The organism is Pseudomonas auratipiscis (assembly GCF_036324085.1).
GTDB classification, from domain to species: domain Bacteria; phylum Pseudomonadota; class Gammaproteobacteria; order Pseudomonadales; family Pseudomonadaceae; genus Aquipseudomonas; species Aquipseudomonas auratipiscis.
Map to the genome: position 1 here is coordinate 168,269 of NZ_JAZDCU010000002.1, position 19,108 is coordinate 187,376.

18 protein-coding genes are annotated in these 19,108 nt (G+C 59.7%); 5 read left to right on the plus strand and 13 right to left on the minus strand.

From position 1 onward, the window contains the following. Positions 1 to 30: 30 nt before the first annotated feature. Positions 31 to 360 carry a thioredoxin TrxA gene (gene trxA, locus V0R60_RS03195; RefSeq protein ID WP_136478672.1) on the minus strand — a complete coding sequence of 110 codons (330 nt, stop codon included), beginning with the start codon at positions 358 to 360 and terminating at the stop codon, positions 31 to 33. 242 nt (positions 361 to 602) lie between these two features. Between trxA and ppx the strand changes: the two genes are divergently transcribed. After that, positions 603 to 2,105 (plus strand): exopolyphosphatase, encoded by a 1,503-nt coding sequence (ppx, locus tag V0R60_RS03200; RefSeq protein ID WP_330078923.1) that lies wholly within the window; start codon positions 603 to 605, stop codon positions 2,103 to 2,105. On the opposite strand, the gene ppk1 is transcribed toward ppx, so the two are convergent. After that, complete coding sequence (gene ppk1, locus V0R60_RS03205) at positions 2,092 to 4,272, minus strand: polyphosphate kinase 1 (protein ID WP_371922341.1); 2,181 nt, start codon at positions 4,270 to 4,272, stop codon at positions 2,092 to 2,094. The two genes, ppx and ppk1, sit on opposite strands and share 14 nt — an antisense overlap. 82 nt (positions 4,273 to 4,354) lie before the next feature. Next, positions 4,355 to 5,365: a porphobilinogen synthase gene (gene hemB / locus V0R60_RS03210; RefSeq protein WP_136478674.1), complete on the minus strand. Its 1,011-nt coding sequence runs from the start codon at positions 5,363 to 5,365 to the stop codon at positions 4,355 to 4,357. A 207-nt stretch (positions 5,366 to 5,572) separates the two neighbouring features. Between hemB and V0R60_RS03215 the strand changes: the two genes are divergently transcribed. Both V0R60_RS03215 and elbB read left to right on the plus strand, forming a co-directional pair. Next, positions 5,573 to 6,211, plus strand: a complete 639-nt coding sequence (locus V0R60_RS03215; protein WP_136478675.1) for a DedA family protein — start codon at positions 5,573 to 5,575, stop codon at positions 6,209 to 6,211. Positions 6,212 to 6,312: 101 nt separating this feature from the next. After that, positions 6,313 to 6,978, plus strand: coding sequence for an isoprenoid biosynthesis glyoxalase ElbB (gene elbB, locus V0R60_RS03220; RefSeq protein ID WP_136478676.1), 666 nt, complete (start codon positions 6,313 to 6,315; stop codon positions 6,976 to 6,978). An 8-nt stretch (positions 6,979 to 6,986) separates the two neighbouring features. Here the strand turns inward: elbB and V0R60_RS03225 are convergent, their stop codons facing one another. From V0R60_RS03225 to V0R60_RS03245, 5 genes are all read right to left on the minus strand, one after another. Continuing rightward, the gene (locus V0R60_RS03225; RefSeq protein ID WP_136478677.1) at positions 6,987 to 7,436 is read right to left on the minus strand and encodes a YaiI/YqxD family protein; all 450 of its coding nucleotides are present in this window, start codon (positions 7,434 to 7,436) and stop codon (positions 6,987 to 6,989) included. A gap of 59 nt (positions 7,437 to 7,495) precedes the next feature. Further along, on the minus strand, positions 7,496 to 9,394 hold the full coding sequence (locus tag V0R60_RS03230) for an FTR1 family protein (RefSeq protein WP_330078872.1): 1,899 nt from the start codon (positions 9,392 to 9,394) through the stop codon (positions 7,496 to 7,498). Positions 9,395 to 9,575: 181 nt separating this feature from the next. Beyond that, positions 9,576 to 10,208 (minus strand): LysE family transporter, encoded by a 633-nt coding sequence (locus tag V0R60_RS03235; protein ID WP_136478679.1) that lies wholly within the window; start codon positions 10,206 to 10,208, stop codon positions 9,576 to 9,578. An 85-nt stretch (positions 10,209 to 10,293) separates the two neighbouring features. Further along, positions 10,294 to 10,881 carry a mechanosensitive ion channel family protein gene (locus V0R60_RS03240; RefSeq protein ID WP_136479047.1) on the minus strand — a complete coding sequence of 196 codons (588 nt, stop codon included), beginning with the start codon at positions 10,879 to 10,881 and terminating at the stop codon, positions 10,294 to 10,296. Continuing rightward, positions 10,881 to 12,791, minus strand: coding sequence for an ATP-binding cassette domain-containing protein (locus tag V0R60_RS03245; protein WP_330078871.1), 1,911 nt, complete (start codon positions 12,789 to 12,791; stop codon positions 10,881 to 10,883). Before V0R60_RS03245 ends, V0R60_RS03240 begins: the two co-directional genes overlap by 1 nt. Positions 12,792 to 12,841: 50 nt before the next feature. On the opposite strand from V0R60_RS03245, the gene V0R60_RS03250 reads away from it, so the two are divergent. Then, positions 12,842 to 13,324, plus strand: a complete 483-nt coding sequence (locus V0R60_RS03250; protein ID WP_330078870.1) for a TIGR02444 family protein — start codon at positions 12,842 to 12,844, stop codon at positions 13,322 to 13,324. Here the strand turns inward: V0R60_RS03250 and V0R60_RS03255 are convergent. Next, the gene (locus V0R60_RS03255) at positions 13,300 to 14,412 is read right to left on the minus strand and encodes an AlgP family protein (RefSeq protein WP_136478682.1); all 1,113 of its coding nucleotides are present in this window, start codon (positions 14,410 to 14,412) and stop codon (positions 13,300 to 13,302) included. The genes V0R60_RS03250 and V0R60_RS03255 overlap by 25 nt on opposite strands. 227 nt (positions 14,413 to 14,639) lie before the next feature. Between V0R60_RS03255 and V0R60_RS03260 the strand changes: the two genes are divergently transcribed. Beyond that, entirely contained in the window at positions 14,640 to 15,305 is a 666-nt protein-coding gene (locus V0R60_RS03260) for an FKBP-type peptidyl-prolyl cis-trans isomerase (RefSeq protein ID WP_330078869.1), read from the plus strand. A gap of 16 nt (positions 15,306 to 15,321) precedes the next feature. Here the strand turns inward: V0R60_RS03260 and rsd are convergent, their stop codons facing one another. From rsd to V0R60_RS03280, 4 genes are all read right to left on the minus strand, one after another. Continuing rightward, positions 15,322 to 15,792, minus strand: a complete 471-nt coding sequence (gene rsd / locus V0R60_RS03265; RefSeq protein WP_136478685.1) for a sigma D regulator — start codon at positions 15,790 to 15,792, stop codon at positions 15,322 to 15,324. Between the two features lie 222 nt (positions 15,793 to 16,014). Continuing rightward, complete coding sequence (locus tag V0R60_RS03270; protein ID WP_136478686.1) at positions 16,015 to 16,533, minus strand: disulfide bond formation protein B; 519 nt, start codon at positions 16,531 to 16,533, stop codon at positions 16,015 to 16,017. A gap of 217 nt (positions 16,534 to 16,750) precedes the next feature. After that, positions 16,751 to 17,989 carry a heme biosynthesis protein HemY gene (locus V0R60_RS03275; RefSeq protein ID WP_136478687.1) on the minus strand — a complete coding sequence of 413 codons (1,239 nt, stop codon included), beginning with the start codon at positions 17,987 to 17,989 and terminating at the stop codon, positions 16,751 to 16,753. Next, positions 17,986 to 19,080, minus strand: coding sequence for a uroporphyrinogen-III C-methyltransferase (locus tag V0R60_RS03280; RefSeq protein ID WP_256658285.1), 1,095 nt, complete (start codon positions 19,078 to 19,080; stop codon positions 17,986 to 17,988). The genes V0R60_RS03275 and V0R60_RS03280 overlap by 4 nt, the downstream gene beginning before the upstream one ends. Positions 19,081 to 19,108 lie beyond the last annotated feature (28 nt).

Here is a 19,108-nt window from a genome sequence, read left to right on the forward strand (position 1 = left end):
AAGCCCCGGAGAATACGGGGCTTTTATGACTCAGATATTGGCGTCCAGGAAGGCTGCCAACTGAGACTTGGACAACGCGCCGACCTTGGTGGCCTCGACGTTGCCGTTCTTGAACAGCATCAGCGTCGGGATGCCACGCACGCCGTGCTTGGCCGGAGTTTCCTGGTTTTCGTCGATGTTCAGCTTGGCGACGGTCAGTTTGCCCTGGTAGGTAGCGGCGATATCGTCCAGAACCGGAGCGATCATTTTGCAAGGGCCGCACCATTCAGCCCAGTAGTCGACCAGCACCGGGCCTTCAGCCTTCAGTACATCGGCTTCGAAGGAGGCGTCAGTGACGTGTTTGATAAGATCGCTGCTCATGGAAGTCTCCAAGGTCGTAAGCAAAAAAACGTGGCCCATCATAGCTGCACCTGCGGCTTACAGGAAGTCGCGGACGATTGAGTGTAACTATAGTTGTGCATGACCGCGCATATCACCGCTGTCACAGGAAAGTCATATTTCCTCATTCAACCTGCCTTGCATCAAGCCTTGATACGCTGCGCGTTGGCGTCAGCCCAGGATCGTGGCAGGATTGCCGGGTTATCGACCGAGAAGCCATGATCATGCCGCAAACCACAGCCAAGAATCTTTCCTTGATCGCTGCCATCGACTTGGGCTCCAACAGTTTCCATATGGTTGTGGCCAAGGCCCACCATACCGAGATCCGCATTCTTGAGCGCCTCGGCGAGAAGGTCCAACTGGCCGCAGGCATCAACGAAGAACGCCAGCTGAATGAAGAGTCCATGCAACGCGGCCTGGACTGCCTCAAACGCTTCGCCCAACTGATCAGCGGCATGCCTGACGGTGCGGTGCGTATCGTCGGCACCAACGCTCTGCGCGAAGCGCGTAACCGTGGCGAGTTCATCCGCCGTGCCGAAGAAATTCTCGGGCATCCGGTAGAAGTGATTTCCGGGCGTGAAGAGGCCCGACTCATCTATCTGGGCGTGTCCCACACCCTGGCCGACACCCCCGGCAAACGCCTGGTCGCCGATATCGGCGGCGGCAGTACCGAATTCATTATTGGTCAACGCTTCGAGCCACTGCTGCGCGAAAGCCTGCAAATGGGCTGCGTCAGCTATACGCAGCGCTACTTCCGTGACGGCAAGATTACCCCCGCACGCTATGCCCAGGCCTATACAGCCGCGCGTCTGGAGTTAATGAGCATTGAAAACGCCCTGCACCGCCTGACCTGGGACGAGGCCATCGGCTCGTCCGGGACCATCCGCGCCATCGGCCTGGCCCTCAAGTCGGGCGGCATGGGCAACGGCGAAGTCAACGCCGAAGGTTTGGCCTGGCTCAAGCGCAAGCTATTCAAGTTGGGCGACTCCGAAAAGATCGACTTCGAGGGCGTCAAACCGGATCGCCGCACGATTTTCCCTGCGGGCCTGGCCATTCTTGAGGCCATATTCGACGCGCTGGAGCTGCAACGCATGGACCATTGCGATGGTGCTCTGCGCGAAGGTGTGCTCTATGACCTACTGGGTCGTCATCACCACGAAGACGTCCGTGAGCGTACTCTGACTTCGCTGATGGAGCGCTACCACGTCGACCAGGGCCAAGCCGCCCGAGTCGAACGCAAAGCCTTGCACGCCTTTGACCAGGTGGCCAAGGCCTGGGACCTGGAAGAGGGTATCTGGCGCGAATTGCTCGGCTGGGCCGCAAAGGTGCATGAGGTGGGCCTGGACATCGCCCACTATCACTACCACAAGCATGGCGCCTACCTGATCGAGCACTCGGACCTGGCAGGCTTCTCCCGAGAAGATCAGCAAATGCTCGCGCTGCTGGTGCGCGGCCACCGCCGCAATATTCCCAAGGACAAGTTCGCCGATTTCGGCGAAGACGGCGCCAAGCTGATTCGCCTGTGCGTGCTGCTGCGCTTTGCGATCCTGTTCCACCACATCCGCGGCACCCAGCAGATGCCCAAGGTTACCCTGCACGCCAAAGGCGACAGCCTGGATGTGGAGTTCCCGGCGGGCTGGCTGGAAGAGAATCAGCTGACCCAGGCCGACTTCGGCCTGGAGGCGGAGTGGCTGACCCGGGTCGGTTTCGTCCTCAGCGTACGCTGAGGACCGGGTTGCTCAGGCGTTCCAGCAGGGCCGCCTGGGCACTGCGCGGGTTCTGGTTCCCGGTAGGCGTGCTGCGAACATAGCGACCATCGGGTTGCAGGATCCAGGCGTGGGTGTTGTCGGTCAGATACCCCTCCAGCTCCTTCTTCACCCGCAAGATCAGTTTCTTGCCCTCTACCGGGAAGCAAGTCTCGACGCGCTTGTCGAGGTTACGCTCCATCCAGTCAGCACTCGACAGGAACATCTGCTCCTCGCCGCCATTGAGGAAGTAGAACACTCGGGTGTGTTCCAGGAAGCGACCGATGATCGAACGTACCTGAATGTTGTGCGACACCCCGGCAATTCCTGGTCGCAAGCAGCACATGCCACGTACCACCAGATCGATCCGCACACCCGACTGACTGGCCTTGTACAAGGCGCGGATGATCTTTGGATCGGTCAACGAGTTGAACTTGGCAATGATGTGCGCAGGCTTGCCATCGAGGGCAAACTGGGTTTCACGCGCAATCATGTCGAGCATGCCTTTCTTCAAGGTAAACGGCGCATGCAGCAGCTTTTTCATGCGCAGGGTCTTGCCCATGCCGATCAACTGGCTGAACAACTTGCCGACGTCTTCGCACAGTGCATCATCGGAGGTCAGCAGGCTGTAGTCGGTATATAGCCGGGCGTTGCCAGCGTGGTAGTTACCGGTACCCAAGTGCGCATAGCGAACGATCTCACCCGCTTCGCGACGCAAAATCAGCATCATCTTGGCGTGAGTCTTGAAGCCAACCACCCCGTAGATCACCACGGCCCCGGCTGCCTGCAGGCGGCTGGCCAGTTGCAGGTTGGACTCTTCGTCGAACCGCGCGCGCAATTCGATCACCGCAGTGACTTCCTTGCCGTTACGCGCCGCATCGACCAGCGCGTCGACGATCTCCGAGTTGGCACCACTGCGGTACAGGGTCTGGCGTACGGCCAGAACGTTGGGGTCCTTGGCGGCCTGACGCAGCAGATCGACCACGGGTGTAAACGATTCAAACGGGTGCATGAGCAGGATGTCCTGCTTTCCGACCACGCTGAAAATGTTCTCGGCGTTCTGCAGCAGCTTGGGAATCGCTGGCGTGAACGGGGTGTACTGCAATTCTGGATGACTATCCAGGCCAGTAATGCTGAACAGTCGAGTCAGGTTGACCGGACCATTGACCTGATACAACTCACTTTCGCTCAGGTTGAACTGCTTGAGCAGGTAATCCGAGAGATGTTTGGGGCAGGTGTCTGCCACTTCCAGGCGCACCGCATCACCGTACCGACGCGAGAACAACTCGCCACGCAGGGCACGCGCCAGGTCTTCGACGTCTTCGGAATCGAGCGCCAGATCGGCGTTACGGGTCAGGCGGAACTGATAGCAACCCTTTACCTTCATGCCTTGGAACAGGTCGTCGGCGTGAGCATGGATCATCGACGACAGGAAGACATAGTTGGCGCCTGGGCCTCCAACATCTTCCGGCACTTTGATCACCCGCGGCAGCAGACGCGGCGCCGGTATGATCGCCAGGCCAGAATCGCGGCCAAAGGCGTCCACACCTTCAAGCTCGACAATGAAGTTCAGGCTCTTGTTCACCAGCAACGGGAACGGGTGTGTCGGATCGAGGCCGATTGGCGTGATGATCGGCGCGATCTCATCGCGGAAGAAGCGCCGCACCCAGGCCTTGAGCTTGGTGTTCCAATGGCGGCGACGAATGAAGCGAATTTGGTGCTTCTCCAGCTCTGGCAGCAGCACATCGTTGAGAATCGCATACTGGCGATCAACTTCGCTGTGCACCACTTCGCTGATGCGCGCCAACGCCTGGTGAGGCTGCAGGCCGTCAGCGCCGGCCTGCTCACGGGCAAAGGTGATTTGCTTTTTCAGGCCCGCTACACGAATTTCGAAGAACTCATCCAGGTTACTGGAAAAGATCAGCAGGAACTTCAACCGCTCCAGCAATGGGTAGTTCTCATCCAGCGCCTGCTCCAGCACGCGAATGTTGAACTGCAGTTGCGACAGCTCACGGTGAATGTACAGGCTGCTGTCATCCAGACCCGGAATGGCGATGGCGGGTGCCGCCGGGGCCGGTGAAGGCGCGGGCGCCTCTACTTCGACTACCGGCTCGGGCACTGCAGCAGGCTCCGGCGGCGTTTCGAGCATCTGCTCCGGCACGGAATGAGCTTGCTTCATTTCGACATCACTACTCTGTACTTCGTTATTCATCTAGCGTTCCTGAAGGGCGTTACTGCCCTCTCATCAATTGAGCAGCGCGAACAGCGAAATAGGTCAGGATGCCATCAGCTCCTGCCCGTTTAAAGGCCGTGAGGGATTCCAGGATCACGCCTTCACTGAGCCAGCCGTTCTGGATCGCGGCCATGTGCATGGCGTACTCGCCACTGACTTGATAGACAAAGGTCGGGACCTTGAATTCATCCTTGACCCGGTAAAGGATATCCAGATACGGCATGCCTGGCTTGACCATGACCATATCAGCGCCTTCAGCCAAGTCTGCAGCCACTTCATGCAGGGCTTCCTGACTGTTGGCCGGGTCCATCTGGTAAGAGGCCTTGTTGGCCTTGCCCAGGTTCAACGCAGAGCCGACTGCATCGCGGAACGGACCATAATAGGCGCTGGCGTACTTGGCCGAGTAAGCCATGATACGAACGTTGACGTGACCGGCCAGCTCCAGTGCCTCGCGAATAGCCTGGATACGGCCATCCATCATGTCCGAAGGGGCGACAACCTGAGCACCGGCTTCGGCATGCGACAGCGCCTGACGCACGAGCGCATCGACGGTGATGTCGTTCTGCACATAACCTTCGTCGTCGAGAATACCGTCCTGGCCGTGAGTGGTGAACGGATCAAGGGCTACGTCGGTAATTACACCCAGCTCCGGGAAACGTTCACGCAGGGCTCGGGTGGCACGCTGGGCAATACCCTCCGGGTTCCAGGCTTCAGCACCGTCCAGCGACTTTTTCTCTGTTGGCGTGACCGGGAACAAGGCCAGGGCAGGAATGCCCAAATTCACCCACTCCTGTGCAGCTTCCAACAACAGGTCGATGCTCAAGCGCTCTACACCTGGCATCGAGGCAACTTCCTCGCGGCGATTTTCGCCATCCAGGACAAACACCGGCAGGATCAAATCATCGACGGTCAGTACGTTTTCGCGAACCAGACGACGGGAAAAATCGTCACGACGGTTGCGACGCAGACGGGTGGCAGGAAACAAACGGTTAGCGGGGGTAAAGCTCACGGCAGACTCCTGAGCCCGCGCAGGCGGGCGAGCGCGACAGTTATAAGCGCTCATTATGACGCTTGAATGACAGCCAGGGACAACCCTGCGACTTGAGGACGCAGTTATTGTCCTAGCAGGAAATGTTCACGTCGAGACACATTTGGACACTTTCCCCAAAGGCCACGAAGGGTTAGGCTGCGCGTTCATTTCGCCAGCACCCAGAAAATGCTCCAACAATTCCTGCAGGATTTCGGCTACTTTGCCCTTTTTCTCGGTACGTTTTTCGAAGGTGAGACCATCCTGGTTCTCGCAGGCTTCCTTGCGTTCCGCGGATACATGGATATCAACCTGGTGGTCCTGGTGGCCTTCTTCGGCAGTTATGCCGGTGACCAGCTCTGGTATTTCATGGGGCGCAAGCACGGGCGTAAGCTGCTGGCGCGCAAACCACGCTGGCAACTGATGGGCGACAAGGCCCTCGAGCACATCCGTCGGCATCCGGACATCTGGGTCCTGAGTTTCCGCTTCGTCTATGGCTTGCGTACCGTTATGCCGGTCGCCATCGGCCTGTCCGGCTACCCCCCACGGCGCTATCTGCTGCTCAACGGCATCGGCGCGGCAGTCTGGGCCTTGGCTTTGGGCACCGCCGCCTACCATTTCGGCGCCATTCTCGAAGGCCTGCTGGGTAACGTGAAAAAATACGAGCTGTGGGTACTCGGCGGCCTGTTGGCCTTTGGCGGGTGCCTGTGGCTGCGTCGGCGCTTCAAGGCCGCGCGCGTTGCCCGCAAGGAAGCTGCCGCGTTGCTGGCTGAACAAGCAGAGCAGAGCAAACCGCCAGCCCCCGATCAAGACAACGATCGTCCTTGACCTGCAGCAAGTGAACACTCGGCGCGGATTACGATCCAAACTCTGTGGCGACATTTGCCAATTTATAGGACATTGAGCACCTCGACTCGGGAGTAGTGAGAATGACAAAAAAAGTTGCAGTGATTCTTTCCGGCTGTGGTGTGTACGACGGCGCCGAAATCCACGAAAGTGTGATTACCCTGCTGCGCCTGGACCAACGCGGCGCACAGGTGCAATGCTTTGCTCCGAACATTGCCCAAATGCACGTAATCAATCATCTGACCGGCGAAGAAATGCCTGAGTCGCGCAATGTCCTGCTGGAGTCGGCGCGCATCGCCCGCGGCGAAATCAAGGACCTGCGAGAAGCCGATGCCAAAGACTTCGACGCACTGATCGTACCGGGTGGTTTTGGCGCGGCAAAAAACCTGTCCAACTTCGCCGTTGAAGGCCCTGGTTGCACCGTTCACCCTGATGTTCTGGCCTTGGCCGAGGCATTTGCCGAAGCCGGCAAGCCGGTGGGGTTGATCTGTATCTCCCCTGCCCTGGCGGCGAAAATCTACGGCCCCGGCGTGGTCTGCACCATTGGCAACGATGCTGACACCAGCGCCGCCATCGTCAAGATGGGCGGCACGCACGAGGAGTGCGATGTTCATGACATCGTCGAAGACACTCAGCGCAAGTTGGTCACCACCCCGGCCTACATGACGGCAAAGTCGATCAGCGAAGCCGCTGGCGGCATCTACAAGCTGGTTGACCGCGTACTAGAGCTGACTCACGAAAACGACTGAGTTCGATATCAGCGCGCCAGACGCGTGAGGATGCGGTCCAGGGCGTTGGAGAATGCCTGCTTTTCACGATCGCCGTAAGGCGCCTGACCACCACCGACCTGCCCTTGCTCTCGCAGGTCGGTGAACAGATTGCGTACCGCCAGACGCTCGCCCATGTTGCGCTCATCGAACTCGCGCCCGCGCGGATCAAGACAGGCCACGCCCTTTTTCACCAGCCGATCGGCAAGCGGTACATCACTACAGATCACCAGCTCGCCCGGCACAGCATGTTCGACCAGGTAATCGTCGGCGGCATCCGGACCACTGGGCACAACGATCAGTCTGACACAGGCAAATGCAGGCTTGATCTGACTCTGGCCAGCCACCAGTACCACTTCGAGCTGGCGCTTGAGGGCGAATTTGACGACCTGATCCTTGGCCGCCTTGGGACAGGCATCGGCATCAATCCAGACACGCATGACAAAAATTCCAACAAGAACGGACGGTCAGTATCCCCGCTCGCCCGTTCAGCTTCAAATCAACCCGCCGAAACCCGTCGCTTCTCGGCCAGGCGGCTGCGCCCGTAGAGAACGACGATTGCAAGCAACGCAACTGCTTGCGCGGTCAGCGAGTACGCATCAGCGTGGATACCCAGCCAATCGAAATCGAAGAACGCCACCGGACGAGTTCCGATCACGCCGGCCTCCTGCAAGGCCTTGACGCCGTGGCCGGCAAACACCACCGACAAGGCGCACAGCAGCGCGGCGTTGATGCTGAAGAACAACGACAGGGGCAGCTTCGCCGAACCACGCAGAATCACCCAGGCCAGGCCAATGAGCAGGACCAACGCCGTGGCACCACCCGCTAGCACCGCCTGATGCCCAGCGGGGCCAGCCTGCAGCCACAGGGTTTCGTAGAACAGAATCACTTCGAACAACTCGCGATAAACCGAGAAGAACGCCAGCAAGGCAAAACCGAAACGCCCTCCGCCGCTCAGCAGGCTGCTCTTGATGTAGTTCTGCCAGGCAGCTGCATGCCGACGATCGTGCATCCATACGCCCAACCACAGGACCATGACGCTGGCAAACAGCGCCGTGCAGCCTTCAAGGAGCTCACGCTGGGCACCACCAACGTCAATGACATAGGCCGCAAGGGCCCAGGTGCCAAAACCGGCCAGCAATGCCAGGATCCAACCGATGTTGACGCTGCGCACCGCCGACTGTTGACCGGTATTGCGCAAAAAGGCCAGGATCGCCGCCAGCACCAGAATCGCTTCCAGGCCTTCGCGCAGCAGAATCAGCAGGCCGGAAATGAAACTCAAGGTCCAGCTCAAGCCGTCTCCACCGAGCAAATCCGCAGCTTCCTTCAGCTTGCCTTTGGCCACCTCCAGGCGCTGTTTGACCTGGTCGAGACCCAAGCCATCCTGCAACGCCTGGCGGTACGCCATCAGCGACTTCTCAGTGTCTTTGCGTACGTTGGCATCGACGTTGTCCAATGAGCTTTCGACCAACTCAAAGCCTTCCAGGTAGGCTGCAACAGACAGGTCGTAGGCCTGCTCGTGATCACCAGCCTCGAAGGCCGCCAGGCTCTTGTCCAGCGTCGTTGCGGTGTAGTCGAGCAACTGCCCCGGGCCCCGCTGGACCTGCGGCGGCTGGGCGCGCTGCGCACGGAATACCGCCGCGGCCTCTGGACCTTGGGCGGCGTCGACCTCGGCAGGCGTCTGGCGAGCCAGATCAGCGAGGTTGAAGGTTGTGTCGCCCTTGGCCTTGGTCGGGTCGGCAGTAAAACTTGCGATGTAAGTGGCCAAATCCCAGCGCTGACGCTCGTCGAGCTGGTCGGCAAACGACGGCATGTCGGTGCCCTCGATGCCTTGTCCCAGCGTATTGAACAGATCGAACAAACTCAGACGGGACAGACGTTCGCTGCTGCGCAGGTTGGCCGGCGGTGGCTCAAGGCCCACACCTGCCGGGCCATCTCCAGCACCGGTGTCACCATGACAAACCGAGCACTGCTGGGCGTACAACGGTGCGCCACGGGAAGCATCGGGCGTGATCAGAGGGGCCTGACTGACTTCATAGGCTACGGCCAACTGCGCGCCAAGCTGGCGCGCCTGATGGGCGACGCTGGCGCCCTCTTGATGCTGAACAATGGCCTGGCGCAGATTGATCACGCCCTGCTCCAGCGCTCGCTGCTCGGCGCGTGCCGGCAGTCCGCTGATCAGGCCTTGCAATACATCGGTAAACTCCAGCTGCTCGCGGTACTCCCCATCGTCCACGACCTTGCCCGCCTCTACCGTCGCCGGATAGTCGGCACCGATGTAGCCAATCAGGTGCAACGCTTTGGCGGCATCATCGACAGAGTCGGCCAGCAGCGCGGTACTACTCAGTGCCAGTAGCGGCCAGAGTAACCAGGCAAGCAAACGGGAGCGGGGAATCATGAGCCAATCTCAAATAACAATGCGAGGTATTGCATTGTTCACTTCCAATGGCCATCGCTCAAGGTTTACCCGGCAATCTCAGTAAAAATTAGTGACAATTTCATCTTCAAGCAAAAAAGACGACCCGAAGGTCGCCTTTCCTACCAATGCGGCAATTACCGCAATGAAACGTGCCTGCGTCTCAGACCGGCGCCCGGCGGATGGTCGCCAGCAGTGTGGCAGCGCCCAGGAACAACCCGGCGAAGGTGCGGTTCATGCGGCGCTGTTGCTTTGGCGTACGCAGCAAACGCAAGACTCGCGCCGCCAGGCCGGTGTAGCCGGCCATGACCAGCAGATCGACAGTAATCATGGTCGCGGTGATGATCAGATACTGAGGCAGCAAAGGCGAATGGGGATTGATGAATTGCGGCAACACCGCCAGCATGAAAATCAGCGCCTTGGGGTTGCTGACATTAACCAGAAAGCCGCGAAACACCAGGCTCAACGGCTTGCCGATTGGCCGCACGGCAGACTCGTCGCTCAGGTCAGCCGGCAAGGCACGCCATTGTTTGACGGCCAGGTAGACCAGATAGGCAACGCCGAACCATTTGATTACCTGGAACGCGGTAGCAGAAGCCGCCAGCACGGCGCCGACACCTGCCGCAATGATCGCAATCTGCAGAACCAGGCCCAATTGCAAGCCCAGGGCGTTCCAATAGCCACGCCAGAAACCGTACTGCAGCCCACACGACATCGAGGCAATGGCCCCAGCGCCCGGCGAGAGACTGATCACCCAGCAAGCGGCAAAAAATGCCAACCACGTTTCCAACGACATCGCACACCTCGCCCGTAGCTTTGTTACAAAGCTCTAAGCTAGTGTGCTGGCGAAAAAATCACCACGGTTTTTTTCAGTTCGCCGATCAATTGCCTGAGGTTTTGTCTTCGCCCACCAACGGTACGAACTCAGCCCCACGCCAGCGCCGTACCGACTTCTGGAAAAATTGGCTGTTGGGCACCTGAACGATGGCCCCGCCAGCTTCGGGCAACTCGATCAATGTCGTGAACAGCAGGTTGATGGCCACCACCCGCCCTTTAACGCCGGGCTTGTCGATGGTCTCGACCAACTCCACTACGTCGCCAATGCGAAACGGCCCGACGGTGAAGATCAGCACGGCACACAGCAGGTTCGACAGCACACTCCACATGGCGAAGAACGCAACGGCGGCCACTGCGACAAAGCCGGACAAGGCCGTCCAGAGCACCGTGGCGGAAACGCCCAGGCGCTCGAGCACGAAGACCAGCGCGCTGCCCATGATCAACCAGCGCAAACCGCCCCGAACCGGCATCATCAGTTCCGGTGGCAATGGATAACGCTCGCCCAGGCGTTTGAGACAGCGCCCAACCAGGCGCTGCAACACAAACGCGGCGCAGAGGATCAGAAGAATCTGCAGCCCCAACCAGAACGGTGCGATCCATTCCGGCGGAACCGGCAACTGCAAGGACGTTATCAAGACAACGCCTCCAGCTCCGCCTGCATGGTCTCCAGCTCCTCGAGGGCGGCCATCCAGGCTTCTTCCAATTCTGCCTCACGAACTTTGAGCTTGGCCTGTTGGGCCAGCAGATCGCGCAGCTCATCCTTGCGGGCCGCTTCATAGAGCGCGCTGTCACCCAGGCTTGCATCGACCTTCGCCAACTGTTCGTGCAAGGTGCCCAGTTCACGCTCAAGTTTGTCGGCTTCGCGCTTGTGGGGCGCCAGTTGCTGACGGAGTGCCGCAGCAGCCTGACGCTGGGCTTTCTTGTCAGTCTTGTCGGCGTTGACCGGCGCAGTACTGACAGGTGCATTGCGCTGGCGGTACTCGACCAGCCAACGGCTGTAGTCATCAAGGTCGCCATCGAAGGTTTCGACTTTACCGTCAGCTACCAGCAAGAAGTCATCGGTGGTGCTCTTGAGCAGGTGGCGATCGTGAGATACCACCAGCACTGCGCCACTGAACTCCTGCAGGGCCATGGTCAGCGCCAGGCGCATTTCCAGGTCCAGGTGGTTGGTCGGTTCGTCGAGCAACAGCAGGTTGGGTCGCTCCCAAGCGATCAATGCCAGCGCCAGGCGGGCCTTTTCGCCACCGGAGAAATTAAGCACCGGCTCGTCGATGCGGTTACCCCGGAAGTCAAAGCCACCGAGGAAATCGCGCAATGTTTGTTCGCGCTCGGTCGGGGCCAGGCGTTGCAGGTGCAGCAAGGGACTGGCTTTGTTATCCAGCGAGTCGAGTTGGTGCTGGGCGAAGTAGCCGACCGACAGGTTTTCACCGCGCACCAAGCGCCCGCTCAGCGGCTCGAGCTCGCCCGCAAGGTTTTTGATCAGGGTCGATTTACCCGCGCCGTTGGGGCCGAGCAAACCGATGCGCGCACCCGGCGTGAGCTGCAACTTGACCTTCTCAAGGATGGTCTTGTCACCATAGCCCAAGCGGCCCTCGGAGAGATCGAGCAAGGGGCTGGAGATTTTTTCCGACTCACGGAAAACGAAGTCGAACGGGGAATCCACATGCGCCGCCGACAGCTCCTCCATGCGCTCCAGGGCCTTGATCCGGCTCTGCGCCTGACGTGCCTTGGTAGCCTGGGCCTTGAACCTGGCGATGTACTTTTCCATGTGCGCACGTTGCGCCTGCTGCTTCTCGTAGGCCTGTTGCTGCTGGGCCAGGCGCTCGGCACGGGTGCGCTCGAATGCCGTGTAGCCACCGCGGTAAAGCGTCAGCTTGCACTGTTCGACGTGGGCCACATGATCGACAACCGCATCGAGAAAATCGCGGTCGTGGGAAATCAGCAACAGAGTGCCCGGATAGCTCTTGAGCCAGTCTTCCAGCCAAAGGATCGCATCCAGATCCAAGTGGTTGGTCGGCTCGTCGAGCAGCAACAAGTCGGAAGGACACATCAACGCCTGGGCCAGGTTCAGACGCATCCGCCAGCCGCCGGAAAAGTCGCCGACCCGGCGATCCATCTGCTCGTTGGTGAAGCCGAGGCCGGCCAGCAGCTTGCGCGCACGCGCATCGGCAGTATAGCCATCGGCGCTATCGAGTTCGATATGCAGGCGCGCCAGCGCCGTACCGTCATGGGCGGCTTCGGCGGCGGCGAGATCGGCCTGGACCTTGCGCAGGCGCAGGTCACCATCGAGCACATAGTCGACTGCCAGACGGTCGAGCGTATCGACCTCCTGACGCATGTGTGCGATACGCCAGTCGGCCGGCAACTGACAGTCGCCCGAGTCAGGCGTCAGCTCTCCGCGCAACAAGGCGAACAGGCTGGATTTACCGGCGCCATTGGCACCGATCAAGCCGGCCTTGTGACCGGCGTGCAGGGTCAACTCAGCGCCTTCTAGCAGGCGCTGGGGACCACGCTGTAAAGTGAGGTTCGATAGTCTGATCATAATGGCCGCGGAGTTTACCAGCTTCGTCGATAACTGGCGCGAGTAGGACCATGCACACCGACCTGTGGAATTTTGCCTTGAACCTCTATGCCCGCCCAGGGGTAGAAACCGCGTGCTTGCAATGGCAAGACCAGGGTGGCGATGTCTGTCTGCTGCTTTGTGCAGCATGGCTCAATTCACGTGGTGCTCAAGCCAGCGAGCAACGCATGCAGGCACTGCGTGAAGTGGCCGAAACCTGGCAGAAAGAGGTGACCGGGCCGTTACGCAGCTTGCGCCGGCAATGGCGACAGGCAGCCATTGAGGACTCGCAGTTGGCGCGCTTGCGCGAACAAGTGAAAGGCTTGGAGTTGGAAGCTGAGCGGGTGTTGCTGGAGCGCCTGCAAATCGCCAGTGAAGGCTGGTGCTCAGCAACCGGAGCCGAGAGCGACTGGTTGCACTACCTGGCGCCAAGGGACGCCGGTTTGCATCACGACGCGCTGGATACGTTGCGCGCCGTGATGCTGTCGACTCAGGACGCCGAAGACGGAGTCTGAGTTGGTGCCACCGACGCTGCCGGCGTAGTCGGCGCGGCGGCTGCCGGAGCCGCAGCTGCTGGCGTAGACACGGACGCTGCTGGCGCAGGCGTCGCTGCAGGCTTGGCTACAGCTGGTTGTGCTGCTGGCTTGGCAGGTGCCTTTGCAGCAGGCTTGGCCGCAGCTCGGGCAGGTGCTTTGGCCGCAGCAGGCTTGGCCGCGGGTTTGGCTGGCGCTTTTGCTGCTGCAGGTTTGGCCGCAGGCTTGGCTGGCGTTTTTGCCGCAACTGGCTTGGCCGCAGCTTTGGCTGGTGCTTTCGCTGCCACGGGTTTGGCCGCTGCCTTGACTGGAGCTTTAGCCGCTGCCGGCTTGGCCGCAGCTTTGGCTGGCGCTTTCGCTGCTGCAGGTTTGGCCGCAGCCCTGGCTGGAGCTTTGGCTGCTACTGGCTTGGCTGCTGGCTTGGCCGCAGGTTTTGCAGCTGCTGTCCGTGCCGCAGGTTTGGCGGTGGCTTTTGCTGCTGCAGGCTTGGCCGGCGCTTTCGCGGCAACAGGTTTTGCAGCTGCGGTTTTAGCCGCAGGCTTGGTGGCCGCTTTGGCCGCTGCCGGCTTGGCAGCAACGTTACGCGCAGGCGCTTTTGCTGCAGGTTTGGCAGCGGGTTTGCTTGCAGCCTTGGCTACTGGCTTGGCAGCAACAGGCGCTGGTTTGGCCGCGCGCTGAGTCAGCGCTTTGCCAGCAGCCTCCTTGACCTTGCCAACGCCTTGGGCAAGTTTCAGGCTTTCCTGAGCATCACGTTTGAGCTGCAGGATGTAGGTGCGAGTCTGCGACTGACGCTCTTTGAGCGAGTCGAGCAATTCTTCCAGTTCAGCGGCTGCGGATTTGGCCTTGGCCTGAGCCTTGGACTTTCCGGACTTGGCAGCATCCTGCAATTTAAGACGAGACTTATGCAGTTTTTCTTGAGCCTTGCCGCGTTGTTTTTCCAACTTGGCGAGCAGCTTTTCTGCATCAGCCAGCGCTTGCGAGCAGGCAGTTTCCAAATGTTCGAGCAGGCTGCCCGAGAGTTGCTGGAGCAGGTGCAACGGAGTATTTACTGGCTTCTTATTGGCCGACATGATTTACCTCCTGGCTGACGAGAGTGCGGCTCATACTATGCTTCTGCTGCTACCGCCGCTAGGCCATGTTGACAGTATTAAAGGCGCCGCGTTGCATGCCTGGGCAAAGTTGTTATCGCTGCAGCTGGAATCAAGTGTAGATGCTTCACAAAGTGTTGCTGATATTTACACGGTAGTCGTAGGCGAACGCTGGCATACTTTATTTCCACTGAAGCAGGAGTGAGCCAGTGTCACGCTATCTAGTGTTAGCTCTTTTTCTATTGCCGGCGACGCTCATGGCCGCGCCTGCCAACACCCCGAAAAATGAACATGATCTGGCCTACAGCCTGGGCGCAAGCCTCGGTGAACGCCTGCGTACAGAAGTTCCTGACCTGCAGTTGGACGCGTTGCTCGAAGGACTAAGCCAGGCCTATCAAAACAAGCCGTTGGCGCTGAGCAAAGAACGCATTGCAGTAATACTCAGTGAACATGAAACCCGGGCCAATGAAGCAGTGCTACAAGCACAAAGTGAACAGATGCTGGCTGCAGAAAAACGTTTCCTCACCACTGAACGTGCGCGTGCAGGTGTGCGCGAATTAGCCGCAGGCATTCTGGCAACAGAATTGGTGAAAGGTAGCGGACCCAAACCCACAGCGACCGGTAAAGTCCAGGTGCGTTATGTCGGCAAGTTGCCTGACGGCACAATCTTCGATCAGAACCAACAGCCGCAATGGTTCAAATTGGACAGTGTGATCGAGGGGTGGCAAGTAGCACTGCCCGAAATGGCAACCGGTTCGAAATGGCGTTTGGTAATTCCTTCGGCGCAGGCTTATGGCCCCGACGGCGCGGGCGACTTGATTGCGCCCTACACGCCATTAGTGTTCGAGATCGAACTGATTGAAGTGGCCGACTGACGCGTCGGCCCATCGGTCAGGCCTGCACGGCGCCTTCTTCACTATGGGCGTTGTGCAGTACTTCGATCAGGCAGTCTTCCAGCTCGAAGCGCTCATGCAGCAAGCTGCCCAGCTCACTGAGTTTTTTCGCGAAACGCTCGGGGTCGTTGCAGTTGCCCTTGTCGCAATGATCGTTGAACGCCGAAGCAATTTCAGTGGTCGCGTCGATGCGCGGACTGATCTGCTGGGCAAGCTCAAGGCCGCGTGTGTCGCCAAATGCCTTGGCTTCACTGACCAACTGCTCGCTGACTTCGAAATGCCAGGCCGAAACATAGTCGACCAACACTGCACAGAAGTCCCGGCTTTTGTCCTTGTCGGCGAAGGCAGGCTTGGCATCACGTAACTCACGGAAGGCTGTCACCAGCTCTGCGCGCTCTTCCAACCAGCGGTCAATGAGCTTATGGACCCCACCCCAGCGTTCCTGAGCATTCTGACAACTATCTAGCATGGCGATCTCATCCCTTCTGGGTAATGCCCCTGCCCCCGCTCGCAAAAGTGCAGAGCATAGGTCGTTGGCAGGGCAGCATCGAGCAGCTGTATTTTCGGTATGCGTGCAGGGAGATTATTCCCGTGCGCCCTTGGCTTCAAGGTACGCAGACGACAAAGTTCATACAAGTGTTTAATACCACTTGCCGGTGCCACTGGTCGTTTGCAGGCGTGCTCGCGTGCTTCAGTTTTTTGCCAGATGACGAATCAGCAGATGCCTGTAGGCCAACAGGCGAACGAGCAGCAGCGCGGCCAGCAGTACAAACACCAGCAAGCTCCACTCAGGAACGGTCAAGTCGAGAAAGCTCCAGGTGATAGGTACGCATTCCGGGCTGCCAAGCAGCATGGCTTTGATTACCTGCCCCAGGGGCATATTGGCGACGAAATATTCCATCGATGGCTGGCAGCCAACGTTGGAAAGTGGTGAGCCCTGCAACCAAACGTGTCTGGCTGCCAAGAGCGCACCGGCAGTAGCGAAGAACAGCCCCAGGGCCGCATAGATCCGTGAACCAGACCACCCCGGTGCCTGCACTACCGCACACAGACAGACCAATGCAAAACCGCCCAGGCATATGCGCTGGCTGTAACACAACGGACACGGCTGCAGCGCCAACCCCCATTCCAGATAAAAGGCCACAGCCAGCATCAGCGCCGAGACCAGCAACGCCGGAAGGAACATTGAACGCAAGCAGGCCGACGGCATGGGAGTTCCGGGATCGAGAAGGACAGGCTTTAACGGTAGAGGAAAGCGGTACCTTGTTTCAAGGCGCGACAAATAGGGCAAGTCCCTGAGTGCAAAGGGAATATTCCGAGAGAAGACTTGAAGTTTTACCTACCACTGTCAGACGGGAGCGTGAGAGTGTGTAGGCATTTTCTCTGCAGCCTTGAGCACGCGCACTGGCGCATGCCCAAGGCTCGATTCACGCCTGGACGGATTCTGGCAGCGGCAAGGCCAGCAGACGTTCGTCAAGCAGCCCCAGGCCCTCCTGGAACAGTTGATTGCTGCGCTCGGTATCACCCAACCCGGCCAATAGGCGCGCCAACTCTGCGCACGCTTCAGGATTGCGCTGCAAGCGTAGGCTGCTCTCCAGGTAGTCACGGGCTTTGCCCCACAAGCGATTCTGCAGGCTCAGCCGTCCGAGAGTGAGTAACAGGCCCGGATCATCGCCATGCTGCTTCAACCAGCCTTCAGCGGTTTGCAACTGGCGTGCGACATCCGAGCCACGTACCAAGCCATAGAGCCGTGCCAGGTGGCTTTCATAGTGGCGCTTGATTGCGGTGCGCAGAACTTCTTCGGCCTCATTCTCGGCCCCCAGCTGGCGCAATTGTTCGGCATAGGCCAATACCAGCTGCGGCTCTTGGCGCTGGGCGGCCGTCAGTTGCTGCCAGGCGCGTTCCAGCGACTGCCGAGCACTTTGCTCTTCGCCTTCACGGCTGGCGGCCAGGCTGAGATTTTCTCCCCAGGCGCGACGTTCAAGATCCGCCAGTTCGGCAGCGGGCAAGACTTTGTCCTTGCGCAAGTCCGGCATCAACCGAATCAGCGCCGACCAGTCGCCACGCTCTCGGTACAACCGCTGCAGCAGCCTGAGCACTTGCGCATTGTGTGGATGACGCTCCTGCATGGCTTGCAGCGTGACCAGTGCGGAATCACTCTCCCCCTGATCCATCTGCAGTTGGGCATGATTCAAGGCGATGGCCAGCTCCGCCTGCGGCTGACGCTCCAGTGCCCGCTCAAGCAGGTTGTCGCGGTCTTCGATACGCCCCAGTTCATTTGCAGCCCGCGCAGCACCAAGATAGTACAGCAGCGGCTGACGCTCGCTTTCGGCGGCACGTTGCAGGTGGCGCTGGGCACTGGCCCAACGACCTTCAGCAAGGTCCAACTGCCCCTGCTCAATGGCCAGCTGGGTACGGCGACTGCGGTTGCGCCGCGACCAGGGATTGACCACGCCACTTGAGGTCAACACAAGGCCCACCAGATAGCGCACCAGCAGTACCGTCAGGATGATGCCGAGCAACGCCGCCAGCGCCGCCCAAAGCCCCGATTGATAGCGAAAGCCGCCGTAGGAAATCAGCACATAACCACTGTGCTTGGCGATCGCGATCCCGAGCGCAGCAGCGACCGCAATGGCCACTACCGCCAACAGGTAGACGCGCTTCATGGCTTGGCCTCCTCGACCGGCAGGTGCCGACGCTCAAGGTAGGCCTGGACAGCACTCAGGCTGTCGGCCAGGTCCGGAACGACCACCGACACCGGCTCTTCAGCCAACGCATTGAGGCTGTCGAGCATCGCCTTACTCTGGGGGTTGTCCGCATTGAAGTTGGCGAGCAGAACGCTGCGCGCATCATCCAGCGCCTGGGTGTAGACCTTCGCTTCACCATTCAACGCTGCCCATTGAGCTTGCTCGATCGTCAGGCTCAACGCCAGGCGCAGCTGGTTGAGCGACTGCCCGGAAAGCAACGGCCGTACATTCTCGTCAGCATTGAAATCGATCTGGAAATACTTGGACAACTCGGCCCACCACTGCGACCAACGACTGGCGCCGTCGCCATCGGCGGTCAATGCCCCGAGAGCATTGGCGTCGCTGTTGAACTCCGGCGACACCGCGCTGAGCTGCTGCACCAGCTCACGCTGAGCAGCGAGTTTCAGGAACAGACCGGTGCGATCCGGTTGCTGAACGCTGTTCAACGTTGCCAGGCTCTTGGCCAACTGCTCACGAGCGGCGAACGCGCCAGGATCACTCTGCTCTCGCAGAATGTCATCGGCACCCTGGACCAGCGCACGCGCACTGACAATATCCTGCAATGCAGAAAGCCGCAGGCTGGCCAGGCGCAACAAGTGCTCGGCTTCGGCCAGGCGCCAGTCCTTGCGGCTGGCCCCAAGCACGGTTTCAAGGCGCTGGCTCAGACGCTGCTGGTCACCCTGCAATTGGGCTACCAGGCGGCGACGATCTTCGAGTTCGGTGGCTGCAGGCAAGCCCGCCAACTGCGCGGATATTTGCTGTTCGCGCAATTGCAGGGCCTGGGTTTTTTCGCCCAGGGCTTGCAGGTATTGGCCCTGGCCTTGCTCAGCGCCCTGGAGCTGGCGCACCTGCCATACCCCCCAACCACCGACGGCGACACCCGCAGCACCGAGCAGCAGAGCCAGGATCGCCAGGCTGTTGCTCGAACGTTTGCCTGGCGTGGCAGCGGAAGGTTCAGACGTTTCAGGCGTCGTTTGCATGTCATCGTTGGGCAAGACAGTTTCGCTCACGTATCCATCCTTTGCATTGGGCTCGTCG